Below are 12,450 nucleotides of genomic sequence, written 5' to 3' on the forward strand. Positions count from 1 at the left end.
TGGCGGGCGGTGGGCCGCGGACCCAGGGGACGACGTCCCCTGGTTCGCACCCGGCGGGCGGGGCAGCGTGGAGGCATGACCACCGCACCCGGCCCCACCCCCACCACCTCCGGCCCCGCGTCCTCCGTGCCGGCGGACCGGCCGCGCGTCGCCGTCGTCACGGGCGGCTCGCGCGGGATCGGCCGCGCCGTCTCGCAGCGGCTCGCGGCCGACGGGTTCGCCGTCGTCGTCAACTACGCGGGTGACGAGGCGGCGGCGCGCGAGACCGTCGCGGCCGTCGAGGCGGGCGGCGGCACCGCGCTCGCGATCCGGGCCGACGTCGCGGACGAGCGGGCCGTCGCGTCGATGTTCGACCGGGCCGAGCGTGAGCTGGGCGGGGTCGACGCCGTCGTCCACTCCGCCGGCCGGATGGCGCTGGCGACCATCGCCGACCTCGACCTCGCCGTGCTCGACGACCTGCACCGCACCAACATCCGCGGCACGTTCGTGGTGGCCCAGCAGGCGGCGCGGCGGCTGCGCGCCGGCGGCGCGTTCGTCGGCCTGTCCACCACGGTCGTGACCACGCAGCTGCCGACCTACGGCGCCTACGCGGCGAGCAAGGGGGCGCTCGAGGCGATGGTCCTCGTGCTGGCGCGCGAGCTGCGCGGGCGGGACGTGACGGTCAACGCCGTCGCCCCCGGACCGACCGCCACCGACCTGTTCCTCACCGGCAAGACCGACGAGCAGGTCGCCGCGCTCGCCGCCGCGCCACCGCTGGAGCGCCTCGGGACACCAGAGGACATCGCGGCGGCCGTCTCGTTCCTGACCGGGCCGGACGGCCGGTGGGTGAACGGTCAGGTGCTCCGCGCGAACGGCGGGCTCGCGCGGTGACGACCCGCCCGGGGCGACCGGGCCCCGCTCACGCCCGCCAGAACGCCTCGGCCACGAGGCTGAGGTCGAGCAGGTCGCTCGTCCCGGCCAGCTCCCGCGCGGAGTGCATCGACAGGATCGGGATGCCGACGTCGAGCGTGCGGATCCCGAGGCGGGTCGAGGCGATCGGGCCGATGGTGGAGCCGCAGGGCACGGCGTTGTTCGACACGAACTCCTGCACGGCGACCCCGGCGGCCTCCGACCAGCCGCGCCAGGCGGCCTCGCCCGCGCCGTCGGTCGTGTAGCGCTGGTTGGCGTTGATCTTCAGGATCGGGCCGGAGCCGAGCACCGGCTGGACCACCGGGTCGTGCCGGCCGGCGTAGTTCGGGTGGACCGAGTGGCCGACGTCGCTCGAGACGAGCCACGAGTCCGCGAGCGCCCGGTGGTGGTCCTCGCCGCCGGCCCCCACGTCGGCCCCCAGCGCCGCGCCGATCCGGCCGAGCACGTCGCCCAGCAGCGGGCCGGCCGCCCCGGTGCGCGAGGCGGACCCGACCTCCTCGTGGTCGAAGACCGCCAGCACCGGCACGTGCGTCAGCGCATCCACGGCCGAGGACGCCACGAGCCGCTCGAACGCGCGCAGGCCCGCGTGCACGGAGGCGAGGTCGTCCAGGCGCCCGACGGCGAGGAACGCCTCCCCCGCGCCGAACACCGCACCGCGCGCGGAGTCGGCGAGCACGAGGTCGTAGCCGCGCACGTCGGCGCGCGGCACGTCGGCGACGGCGGCGACCTCGGCGAGCAGGTCCGCGCCCGACGCGTCGCCCACGCCCCACACGGGCTGGGTCTGGGTCTGCTTGTCGAGCGCGAGGCCGTCGTTCGCCGCGCGGTCGAGGTGGATCGCGAGCTGCGGCAGGCGCAGGAGCGGCGGCGTCGCGACGAGGTGGGAGGCGCCGTCGGCGGTGACGAGGCGGCCGGCGAGCACGAGCTCGCGGTCGAGCCAGGAGTTCAGCAGCGGCCCGCCGTAGACCTCCACCCCCGCCTGGAGCCAGCCGCGAGATCCCGTGCTCGGCTGCGGCTTGAGGCGGAAGCCGGGCGAGTCGCTGTGGGCGCCGAGCACGTGGAAGCCGGTCGTGGCACCCGCCGACGCGGGGACCACCCAGGCCAGCACCGCGCCGTCGCGCACGAGGACGTACCGGCCGCCGGGGACCATCCCCCACGGCTCGCTCTCGCTCAGCCGCGTGAACCCGGCGGCCTCGAGCCGGCGCGCGACCTCGGCGGCGGCGTGGAGCGCGGAGGGCGAGGCGGCGACGAGGTCGATCAGGTCCTCGGCGTGGGCGCGGACGGTGCTGGAGTCGGTGGAGGTCACCCCAGGATCGTAGGCAGGAGCCCGTCGGGCGGGGCAGAGTGGCACCACCGAGCGAAGGAGGATCCCGTGACCGGGCGCGACGACATCCAGTGCTGGCTGACCGACATGGACGGTGTGCTCGTCCACGAGAACCACGCCCTTCCGGGCGCGGCCGAGCTGCTCGAGCAGTGGGCCGCCGAGGACCGGCCGTTCCTGGTGCTGACGAACAACTCCATCTTCACGCCGCGCGACCTCAGCGCGCGGCTGCGCGCGTCCGGTCTGCACGTGCCGGAGGAGGCGATCTGGACCTCGGCGCTGGCGACGGCGGACTTCTGCGCCTCGCAGATGCCCGGCGGCTCGGCCTTCGTGATCGGCGAGGCGGGCATCACGACGGCGCTGCACGAGGCCGGTTTCATCATGACCGAGACCGATCCGGACTACGTGGTGGTCGGGGAGACCCGCAACTACTCGTTCGAGGCCATCACGAAGGCGATCCGGCTGATCGGCGCGGGCGCCCGGTTCATCGTCACGAACCCCGACGCGACCGGCCCGTCGGCCGAGGGTCCGATGCCGGCGACCGGCGCGATCGCGGCCCTCATCACGAAGGCGACCGGGCGCGAGCCGTACGTGGTCGGCAAGCCGAACCCGATGATGTTCCGCTCGGCCATGAACCGGATCGGCGCCCACTCGGAGAACACCGCCATGATCGGCGACCGGATGGACACCGACATCGTGGCCGGCATCGAGGCGGGGCTGCACACGATCCTCGTGCTCACCGGGATCAGCGACCAGGCGGAGATCGACCGCTACCCGTTCCGGCCCGACGAGGTCATCGCCGGCGTGCACGAGCTGGTGCGGCACCCGCACGGGGCCGAGCACCCGGCCGGCTGACGGCGGCGGTCGCCCACCCGCCGACGCCGGCCGTCGGCCTCAGGCCGCCCGGTCCTCCCGCGCGTTCCCTCGGTGCACCAGCGCGTCGATCCGGCGTTCCAGGGCGTTGAACGCGGCCGAGGACGTGTCGCGCACGGGACCGAGGTCGATGTCGACGACCTCGCGCACGTGACCGGGCGTCCCGTGCGCCGTCCCACCCGCCATGACGAGCACACGGTCCCCGAGGTAGACCGCCTCCTCGATGCTGTGGGTCACGAAGAGCACCGTGATCCCGGCCTCGCGCTGGATGCGCTGGAGCTCGTGCTGCATCTCGGTGCGCGTGAGCGCGTCGAGGGCGCCGAAGGGCTCGTCCATCAGCATCACCGCGGGCTCGTTCGCGAGCACGCGGGCGATCGCCACGCGCTGCTGCATCCCGCCCGAGAGCTGGTGCGGGAACGAGTCCGAGACGCGCTCGAGCCCCACGCTCGCCAGCACCCGGGCGGTGCGCTCGCGCACCTCGGCGCGGGGCAGTCGCGCCTGCCGCGGACCGTAGGCGACGTTCTCCGCCACCGAGAGCCACGGGAACAGCCCGTAGTCCTGGAAGACCACACCGCGGTCGGGCCCCGGTCGGCGGACGTCGACGCCGGCCACCCGAGCGTGGCCCCAGCTGGGCTGCTCGAACCCGGCCAGCATGCGCAGCACGGTCGACTTCCCGCACCCGGAGGCGCCCACGATGCAGATCGTCTCCCCGGGCGCGATGACCAGGGACACGTCCTCGACGGCGGGGATGGAGGTCCCGGGAAACTGCTTGCCGAGCCCGTTGAGCACGACGGCGGGGGTCGCCCGGGCGGGCACGGTCGGGGTGAGCGGGGTCGGAGTGGGCGGGGTCGTCGCGTCGGTGGTCACGTCGGTCCTCACGTCAGGATGGGGCGCCGGCCGAGGCCGAGCTTGAGCAGGAGCATCAGGAGGCGGTCCGTGGCGAACCCCGCGAGGCCGATCACCACCATGCCGACGACGATCACGTCGGTCCGGGACTGCTCGCGGGCCTGGGTGATCAGGGCACCGAGGCCGGTGTTGATCCCGACGGTCTCGCCGACCACGAGGATCACCCACGCGAGTCCGAGCGCGATGCGCATTCCGGCCACGATGCTCGGCGCCGCGGCGGGGAGCACCACCTTGAGCAGCGCCTGGCGCGGCGGGGTCCCCAGCATGGCCGCCGCCTCCAGCAGGCGACCCGGCACCTGGCGCACGCCGGTGATCGTGTTGAGGAGGATCGGGAAAGCCGCGGCGAGGAACACCAGGAAGATGGTCGAGCGGTCGCCGAACCCGATGAGCAGGAGCGCGAGGGGCGCCCACGCCGTCACCGGGATCGGCCGCACGAGGTTGACCGTGGGCTCGAGCATGCGGAAGACCGTGCGCGAGCGCCCCATCGCGACACCGAGCGGGACGGCGACCACGAGGGCGAGCAGGAACCCCTGCATCACCCGCAGGAACGAGGCGAGCAGGTGCTGCCACAGCGTGCGGCTGAACGAGTCGTCGTAGATGCCGCCCACGGCGAAGTCCACCAGGCGGCGGCCCACGTCCAGCGGCTCGGGCAGGTAACCCATCCGGATGCCGAACGGCAGCGTCCAGCCGTGCACGGCGCCGAAGTGCCAGCCCAGGAGGATCACCGCGGGGACGGGCAGCGCGAGGAGCCACCCGGGTGTGGCGCGGCGCGGCACCGTCGGCGTCGCCGGTGGCGTCGAGGCCGTGGGCGCTCCGCCCGCGGGGGTGCCGGGGGCGACGGCGTCGGCCGGCTCGTGCGTGACGGGGGTCGCGGTCACGGTGTCCGCCCCCTCGCGGCGGGCCTCAGCCCTCATCGCTCGCGTCGACGAAGGTCGTGTCGACCAGCGCCTCGGGGTCGGCCTCCTGCGAGGTCTGGCCGAAGGCCGCCATCTCCTCGTTCATCGCCTGCAGACCGGCGACCCAGTCGGCGTCGAGCTCCCACCGCGGCCAGATGTTCTCGATCGCGGTCGCGACCACGGAGGGCTCGAGCGAGAACGTCTCGACCAGGCCGTCGGCCCACACCTGCGGGTCGTCGGCCATCAGCTCGGTGGCGGCGACGTGCATGTCGACGATCTCCTGCACGCGCTCGGGGTCGCTCTCGACGAGGTCGGTCGCGACCGCGAGCACGATGTTGGTGCGCTGGATCGGCGTGTCGTAGGCGGAGACGAGCTCGTGCGCCCCGGCGTCGATCGCGATCGAGGGGCCGACCTCGGCCGAGATGAACGCGTCGACCTGTCCCGAGCCGAGCGCGGCGGCCATGTCGGAGAAGGGGAGGTTGACGAGCTCGACGTCGGACTCGGGGTCGAGGCCCTGCGCCTCGAGGGTGCGCTTGAGCAGGATCTCCTGCGTCGCACCCATCGGGTACCCGACCGTCGCCCCGCGCAGGTCCTCGACCGTCGCGATGGCGGGGTCGGCCACGATCCGGGTGCCGCCGTCGGCCGAGGAGGCGACGATCGTCACGCCCTCGCCCTGCGAGACACCGGCGATGACGGACGCGGCCCCGGTCACGCCGACGTCGATCGACCCCGACACCACCGCGTTCTTGATGTCGGTGGAGGTGTCGAACAGGACGATCTCGACGTCGGTGCCCTCGGGCGCGAACTGCTGGTAGAAGTGCGGCGTGTACAGGTGGGGCTGCGCGCGCAGGGTGCCGACGGTGAGCGAGCCGGGCTCGTCGTCGGCGGCGCTGGTGGTGCCGCCGTCGACCGAGCACGAGCTCAGGACGACGGTGAGGGCGAGGGCGGCGAGGGCTGAGAGGGCGGGGCGAGTCTTCACGGGAACCTCGTTCGGGTCGTGTCGGGGCGGGTCAGGACGCGGTGGTCGCGGCGCGGTAGGCGCGCCAGCCACCGTGGTGGGTGATGTCGTCGTGGGTGCGGTCGGTGCCGGCGATGAAGCCGAGGACGGTGGTGCCGTCGGCGAGCTCGACGTCGCCGAGCCCGAGGGGCGAGCGGATGGAGAGGAGGAGGTCGACGACGGCGGCGCGCGGCAGGCGCCACAGCTCGCCCGGGACGGACGTGCCGGGCGCCGCGACGTCGTCGGGCGCGACGGCGACGAGCGCCGGCCGCTCGACCGCCCCCGGCACGAGGTGCATGCGGTAGCGCGGCGCCGTGGCGACGTCGGCCAGGTACCGGGCGCCGAGGCCCTGGAGCTGGCGGTTGAGCGGCTGGCCGCGCAGGTGCGCGCCGAAGACGGCCACGTCCACCCCGCCCTGGCCGAGCAGCGGGGCGTGCACCTCACCGTCCCCGGCGGAGAGGAACCGGGCGGCGAGGTCGGCGGCGACCTGGTCGTGGAAGGCCGGGACGACGAGCGTGACACCCGCCTCGCCCTCCCCCGGCACGACGGTGTTCGGCACCGCCACGGCCGCCATGTCCATGAGATTGACGAAGTTCGTGAACGTCCCCAGCCGCGCGTTGCGGCCGAAGGGATCGGCCGCCACCTCCTCCGGCGTGGGGTGGTCGGGCGCGGTGGGGACCACGAGCGCGTCCGTGTCGGCCAGCGCCGCGCGCGCCGCGTGCGTCAGCGTGCGCAGGCGCTGCTGGTCCCGCACGACCGCCACGCCCGGCACCTCGCCGGCCGCCGCGGCGATGGCCGCCACCGTCGGGTCGGCGTCGGCGGGCCGCTCCCGCAGCGTCGTCCCGAACGACCAGGCGCGCTCGGCCACCAGGCCGCCGCCGTAGAGGAGGGTCGCCGCCTCGAGCATCGGGGTGAGATCCACCTCCCGGAGCGTGCACCCGGTCGCCGCCAGGCGCTGCAGCGCGTCGTCGAACGCCGCCCGCATCGCCGGCGAGAGCACGGCGAGGTCGCGCTCGGCCGGCACCGCCAGCACGGGGTGCACCGGTGCCGCCAGGGGCGCGGTGGCGGACCAGGGGCGCGAGGTGGGGTCGGCGTCGTCCACCCCCGCGATCGCCCGCAGCACCTCGCACCCCGTCGCGAGGTCCCGGGCGAGGACGGAGACGGTGTCGTAGGACGGGCAGGCGGGGACGACGCCGCGGCTCGGCACCAGCCCGAGCGTCGGCTTCAGACCGACGACGCGGTTGAACGCGGCCGGGACGCGGCCCGAGCCCGCGGTGTCGGTCCCGAGGGCGACGTCCACCAGGCCGAGCCCGACGGCGGCGCCCGAGCCCGAGCTCGACCCCCGGCCACGCGGTCGGGCGAGGAGGCGCTCGGCACCGCGCCGTAGGGGCTCCGCGTGCCGACGAGTCCGGTCGCGAACTGGTCCATGTTGACCTTGCCGACGACGACCGCCCCCGCGGCCCGGAGTCGGGCCACCGCGGGTGCGTCCGCGTCGGCGAGCGCTGCCGAGGGTGGGTGCGCCGCCGTCGTGGGCGTACCGGCGACGTCGATGTTGTCCTTGACCGCGCACGCGACCCCGAGAAGCGGGAGGTGCTCGCCGCGGTCGGCGCGCTCCTGCTGGGTGGCGGCGTCCACGAGCAGGTCGGCCAGGGGCCGCAGGTGGATCCACACGGCGGGGGCGTCGCCGCGAGCGGTGGATGCGTGGATGGCGCGGAGCCGGTCCGCCAGCGTGGCGGGGTCGGGGCGGCCGGCGTCGAGGCCTCCCGCGGACTCGGGTGCGGACTCGGGTGCGGCCGCGGGTGCGGCCGCGGGGCCGGCGACGTCGGTCGTCATCGGTCCTCCCCCGAGGGGCCGAACGGGGTGACGGCCGCGGCGCGGGCGTGCACGACCAGCTGGCTCTGGCCCACGTGCCAGGTCAGCAGCTCGCGCGCCCCGGCGACGTCGCCGCGCAGCACGTGCTCGAGGATGTCGAGGTGCTCGGCGACCGTGGCCTCCATGCGGTCGGGCGTGAGGTAGTCGTGCATGCGCACCGGCCGGATCCGGCGGTTCACGCGCTCGAGCGCCCGGGTGGCCTCGGAGTTCCCGGCGGCACCCAGCAGGCTGACGTGGAACTGCTCGTCCGCGAGCACGAACCGGGGCGAGGGGTCCGGCGTCGACTCGCGGCGCTCCTCCCACACCGCCAGCTCGGCCTCGAGCGCGGCGCGGTCGTGGCGCACGGTCGGGTCGGCCAGCGCACGGTCCAGACCCGCGGTCTCGAGCGTGACCCGCAGCTCGTACAGCTCGAAGAACTCGCGGGCCGAGGGGACGTAGCGGTAGAGCGCGCCGTCCCGGCGCACCAGCACGCCGTCGGCCTCGAGCCGCAGCAGCGCGTCGCGCACGGGGGTGCGGGACGCGCCGAAGCGCTCGGCGGTGTTCTCCTCCGTGAAGCGGTGGAACGGCGAGACGTTCGTGGTGAGCAGCTCGGTCAGCAGCTCCTCGTAGACCCGCTGTCGCGCGGGGATCCGGCGCGCGGGGCGATCCGCGTCCGTCGTGGTGTTCGGCGTTGTATCCATTGCTGTACATCTCGCCGCACACATGTTTCGGGCAGGTGAGATCGCGGTGACGGGCAGCCGCGACCGTCGTCGTGCCGCGTAACTTCTGCGTGTCGGCGGCCGCGGCACGAATGGGCACGGGCAGGCACGGACAGGCCCGGCGCCGCGCGCAGCACCTACGCTCGGACGATGAGCACGCACGCGCCCCTCGTCCTGGTCGCCAACGCCGGCGACGGCAGCATCTCGACCTTCGCCCTCGCGGACGGCGAGCTCACCCGCCTCGCCGTCACGCCCGGGATCACCGGCTGCTCGACCTTCGCCGTCGACGCCGAGCGCGACCTCGTGCACGCGGCGGTCAAGCCCTCCCACGACGGCGAGAACGCCGGCATCCTCACGCTCGACCTCGACCGCGAGACCGGCGCCCTGACCCCGCGCTCACGCCTCGACCTGCCCGAGGGCGGCCTCAACTACATCGCCCTGACGCGCGGCGGGACCGGCCTGCTGGCCGCCTCCTACGGCGCCGGGTACGGCTTCACGGCGCGCGTGGAGGACGGCGAGATCTCGGCGCCGGTCTCACGCGTCGCGTTCGCCAACCTGCACGCGGTGCTCGCGAGCCCCGACGGCGCGCACGCCTACTTCGTCTCTCTCGGCGACGACCTGATCGCGCAGTACGCCCTCGGCGAGGACATGGCGCTGCACGCCCTCGCGCCCGAGACCGTCCCGGCCCCGGCCGGCAGCGGCCCGCGCCACCACGTGATCTCCGACGACGGCGCATCCGTGCTGGTCCTGACCGAGTTCACCGCCGAGGTGCTGCGCTACGCGCGCGACGCCGCCACCGGCACGCTCGAGCTCGTCGGCTCGGCCCCCGCGTCCGACCCGTCGGCCGCGATGGACGTCAGCCGGTTCGGGCTGAGCCCGCAGGACAACCACGTCATCTGGGCCGCCGACCTCCACTGGGGTTCGCCCACGGTCGACGGCACGCGCCACGTGTGGGCGTCGGAGCGCCAGGCGAGCACGCTCGCCGCGGTCGCCGTCGCCCCCGACGGCGCGATGACGGCGCCGTCGCACTTCACCGTGACGCAGCCGCAGCCGCGCGGCTTCGCCCTCAGCCCCGACGGCGCGCACCTGGTGGCGGCGGGTGAGCGCTCGACGTCGGTCTCGCTCTACGCCGTCGACGGCGACCGGCTCACCCTCCTGCAGGAGACCGAGACGGGCGCGGGGGCGAACTGGGTCCGCTTCGTCTGACGGCGCGGTGCTCAGGGCGCCGCGTCCGGCGGGGACGCGCCGTCGGGCCGAGCCGCCTCCTCCTCGAGCTGCTTCAGACGCTTGAGCTTCGTCGAGGGGTAGTACACGATCCACAGGATCGACGCGATCGCGGCACCCATGATCATCGAGGGGATGTCCATACCGGCGGACGGTACCCGGACAGCGCATACCGGTGGGGACCTGCCTACGGTGGAGGGGCAACATCAGCCTCCGACCGAGGGAGATCATGCGTACCGTCACCGCCTACGCCGCCACGTCCGCCACCGCGCCGCTCGAGCGCACCACGATCGAGCGCCGCGACGTCGGGACCCACGACGTCCTGATCGAGATCGACTACGCCGGCATCTGCCACTCCGACATCCACACCGTCCGCGGCGAGTGGGGTGAGATCGCCTACCCGCTCGTCGTCGGCCACGAGATCGTGGGCCGCGTGAGCGAGGTGGGCGACGGCGTCACGCGCCACGCCGTCGGCGACCTCGTCGGTGTCGGGTGCATGGTGAACTCCTGCCGCGAGTGCGAGCAGTGCCGCGCCGGGCAGGAGCAGTACTGCCTGGAGGGCAACATCCAGACGTACAACGGCACCGACCCCGCCGACGGGAGCACCACGCAGGGCGGCTACTCCCAGGCCGTCGTGGTGAACGAGGACTTCGTCCTGCGCGTGCCCGAGACCCTCGACACCGCGAAGGTCGCGCCGCTCCTGTGCGCCGGCATCACCACGTACTCGCCGCTGCGCCACTGGGAGGCGGGGCCGGGCACGCGCGTCGCCGTCGTCGGCATGGGCGGGTTGGGCCACATGGCCGTCAAGATCGCGCACGCGATGGGCGCCGAGGTGACCGTGCTGTCGCAGACGCTGTCGAAGAAGGAGGACGGGCTGCGTCTCGGGGCCGACCACTACTACGCCACGAAGGACCCCGAGACCTTCGAGAAGCTGGCCGGCTCGTTCGACCTCGTCATCAACACCGTCTCGGCCTCGATCGACATGGCCGCGCACCTGAACCTGCTCGCGGTGGACGGCACGTTCGTCAACGTCGGCGCACCCTCGGAGCCGCTGCCGGTGCCGGCGTTCGCGCTCATCCCCCGCCGCATCAGCTGGGCCGGCTCGGCCATCGGCGGCATCGCCGAGACGCAGGAGATGCTCGACTTCTGCGCCGAGCACGGGATCGAGCCCGAGACCGAGCTCATCGGGGCCGAGGAGATCAACGACGCCTACGAGCGCGTGCTCGCGTCGGACGTGCGCTACCGCTTCGTGATCGACGTCGCGACGCTCGCCTGACCTGACCTGGCTGCCCCGCGACCGGTGACCGCCGGTCGCGGGGCGGCGTCGCGGTCGGCGACCACGCGGATCAGAACAGGGTGATCCAGAAGTCCCAGAACCGCACCGCGATCGCGCCGATCACGAGCAGGAACCACAGCACGAGGATCGGCGTCCGGTAGCCCTGGACCCAGCGCCCGGCGCGGGCCCACGGCGAGTCGACGTCGCTCGGCAGGAGGCGGAGGTTGCGCTCGGTCACGATGACGAACAGCGGGATCGTCACCGCCCACACGACCATGCAGTAGGGGCACAGCGCGCCGATCGAGTACAGGCTCGACACGATCAGCCAGTGGATGAAGACGACGGCGAGCGTCACCCCCGCCTGCAGCCCGAGCCAGTACCAGCGCGCGAGGCGGGCGCCGGCCAGCAGCGCCGCGCCCGTGGCGATCACCACGGGGAAGGTCATGACGCCGATCAGAGGGTTCGGGAAGCCGAACAGCGCCGCCTGCGGCGACGTCATCACCGACGTGCACGTGAGGATCGGGTTGAAGCTGCAGCTCGGCACGTAGCTCGGGTCGGCGATGAGCGCGAGGCGCTCGATCGTCAGCACGAACGCGGCCAGGAGCCCCACGCTCGCGAGCGCCACGACGGCCACCGCGAAGGCGCGCGAGTCACGGGTGGGTCGCGCGTCGAGACCGAGCTCGTCCTCGTCCACGCCCTCGGCCGCACCGTCCACGTCGTCGTTCACATCGATCGCCACGTCGCCATCCTCGCTCCTCGTGCTCCTCGTCGTCACCTCACGCACCTCCGACTCAGTCACCGAGCGCCTCCGCCACGGCGCGGGCGACGTCGTCGGTCCGCGTCAGCTCGAGGCGCTCACCGTCCACGAAGAAGGTCGGGGTGCTCGTGACGCCGTTGGCCCGGGCGTCGGCCTCGCTCTGCTCCACGACGGCGAGCGTCGCGGGGGCGTCGAAGTCGGCGGTGAACCGCTCCATGTCGAGCCCGAGCTCCTCCGCGTAGACGAAGAACTGCTCGCGCTCGGGCGTCTGCTGGTGGCCCCACTCCTCCGCACCGGCGAAGAGCCTGTCGTACATCTCCTCGTAGGCACCCTGGTTGCCCGCCGCCTCGGCCGCGAGCGCCGCGTTGACCGAGCTCACGTGGAGCGGCAGGTACCGCACCACGAGCTCGATCCGGTCGCCGTAGGTCTCCTTGAGGTCCTCGACGAAGGGGTGCATCAGCAGGCAGGACTCGCACTCGAAGTCGAGGTACTCCACCACCTGCACCTCGTCCCCGCCGGTGAGCCGGGGGCTGTCCTCGCGCACGAGGGTCGTGGCGGCCGACCCGGGGCCGGGAGCGGGCTGCCGCGTCACGACGACGGCCACGACCAGGGCCAGCACGGCCACCAGCAGGAGGCCGAGCGTCAGGGTTCTGCTGCGGGTCACGTGGTCCCTGCTCGAGGAGTGGTGTGCGGGTGGCGGCGCCGGGGGTCCGGAGCGGCGCCG

At 74.0% G+C, this 12,450-nt stretch carries 13 protein-coding genes and 1 pseudogene; 4 read left to right on the forward strand and 10 right to left on the reverse strand.

Annotated features, from left to right (window positions below):
- Positions 1 to 75 precede the first annotated feature (75 nt).
- Entirely contained in the window at positions 76 to 870 is a 795-nt protein-coding gene (locus QQK22_RS14710; protein ID WP_284251710.1) for an SDR family oxidoreductase, read from the forward strand.
- Between the two features lie 28 nt (positions 871 to 898).
- Here QQK22_RS14710 and QQK22_RS14715 read toward each other — a convergent pair whose 3' ends face one another.
- A complete protein-coding gene (locus tag QQK22_RS14715; RefSeq protein ID WP_284251711.1) occupies positions 899 to 2,212 on the reverse strand; it encodes a M18 family aminopeptidase in 1,314 nt (437 codons plus the stop codon).
- A 66-nt stretch (positions 2,213 to 2,278) separates the two neighbouring features.
- On the opposite strand from QQK22_RS14715, the gene QQK22_RS14720 reads away from it, so the two are divergent.
- Positions 2,279 to 3,082 (forward strand): HAD-IIA family hydrolase, encoded by an 804-nt coding sequence (locus tag QQK22_RS14720; RefSeq protein WP_284251712.1) that lies wholly within the window; start codon positions 2,279 to 2,281, stop codon positions 3,080 to 3,082.
- Between the two features lie 39 nt (positions 3,083 to 3,121).
- Here QQK22_RS14720 and QQK22_RS14725 read toward each other — a convergent pair whose 3' ends face one another.
- The 6 genes and pseudogenes from QQK22_RS14725 to QQK22_RS14750 form a co-directional block, all read right to left on the reverse strand.
- Positions 3,122 to 3,979, reverse strand: coding sequence for an ABC transporter ATP-binding protein (locus tag QQK22_RS14725; RefSeq protein ID WP_284251713.1), 858 nt, complete (start codon positions 3,977 to 3,979; stop codon positions 3,122 to 3,124).
- Positions 3,976 to 4,884, reverse strand: coding sequence for an ABC transporter permease (locus QQK22_RS14730; RefSeq protein WP_284251714.1), 909 nt, complete (start codon positions 4,882 to 4,884; stop codon positions 3,976 to 3,978). The genes QQK22_RS14725 and QQK22_RS14730 overlap by 4 nt, the downstream gene beginning before the upstream one ends.
- 25 nt (positions 4,885 to 4,909) lie before the next feature.
- Positions 4,910 to 5,881 (reverse strand): ABC transporter substrate-binding protein, encoded by a 972-nt coding sequence (locus QQK22_RS14735; RefSeq protein ID WP_284251715.1) that lies wholly within the window; start codon positions 5,879 to 5,881, stop codon positions 4,910 to 4,912.
- A 31-nt stretch (positions 5,882 to 5,912) separates the two neighbouring features.
- On the reverse strand, positions 5,913 to 6,473 hold the full coding sequence (locus QQK22_RS19390; RefSeq protein WP_431310195.1) for an allophanate hydrolase-related protein: 561 nt from the start codon (positions 6,471 to 6,473) through the stop codon (positions 5,913 to 5,915).
- Positions 6,447 to 7,732, reverse strand: a pseudogene (locus tag QQK22_RS19395) (allophanate hydrolase); the annotation flags it as partial. The pseudogene QQK22_RS19395 and the gene QQK22_RS19390, both read right to left, overlap by 27 nt.
- On the reverse strand, positions 7,729 to 8,451 hold the full coding sequence (locus QQK22_RS14750) for a GntR family transcriptional regulator (RefSeq protein ID WP_284251718.1): 723 nt from the start codon (positions 8,449 to 8,451) through the stop codon (positions 7,729 to 7,731). The pseudogene QQK22_RS19395 and the gene QQK22_RS14750, both read right to left, overlap by 4 nt.
- A 168-nt stretch (positions 8,452 to 8,619) precedes the next feature.
- On the opposite strand from QQK22_RS14750, the gene QQK22_RS14755 reads away from it, so the two are divergent.
- On the forward strand, positions 8,620 to 9,675 hold the full coding sequence (locus QQK22_RS14755) for a lactonase family protein (RefSeq protein ID WP_284251719.1): 1,056 nt from the start codon (positions 8,620 to 8,622) through the stop codon (positions 9,673 to 9,675).
- 11 nt (positions 9,676 to 9,686) lie between these two features.
- Here the strand turns inward: QQK22_RS14755 and QQK22_RS14760 are convergent, their stop codons facing one another.
- Positions 9,687 to 9,836, reverse strand: coding sequence for a hypothetical protein (locus QQK22_RS14760; RefSeq protein ID WP_284251720.1), 150 nt, complete (start codon positions 9,834 to 9,836; stop codon positions 9,687 to 9,689).
- A gap of 86 nt (positions 9,837 to 9,922) precedes the next feature.
- On the opposite strand from QQK22_RS14760, the gene QQK22_RS14765 reads away from it, so the two are divergent.
- Positions 9,923 to 10,969 (forward strand): NAD(P)-dependent alcohol dehydrogenase, encoded by a 1,047-nt coding sequence (locus QQK22_RS14765; RefSeq protein ID WP_284251721.1) that lies wholly within the window; start codon positions 9,923 to 9,925, stop codon positions 10,967 to 10,969.
- 70 nt (positions 10,970 to 11,039) lie between these two features.
- On the opposite strand, the gene QQK22_RS14770 is transcribed toward QQK22_RS14765, so the two are convergent.
- Positions 11,040 to 11,708, reverse strand: a complete 669-nt coding sequence (locus QQK22_RS14770; RefSeq protein ID WP_284251722.1) for a vitamin K epoxide reductase family protein — start codon at positions 11,706 to 11,708, stop codon at positions 11,040 to 11,042.
- A 52-nt stretch (positions 11,709 to 11,760) separates the two neighbouring features.
- Positions 11,761 to 12,390 (reverse strand): DsbA family protein, encoded by a 630-nt coding sequence (locus tag QQK22_RS14775; protein WP_284251723.1) that lies wholly within the window; start codon positions 12,388 to 12,390, stop codon positions 11,761 to 11,763.
- Positions 12,391 to 12,450: the final 60 nt, after the last annotated feature.

This window comes from Litorihabitans aurantiacus, assembly GCF_030161595.1.
Taxonomy (GTDB): Bacteria; Actinomycetota; Actinomycetes; order Actinomycetales; family Beutenbergiaceae; genus Litorihabitans; species Litorihabitans aurantiacus.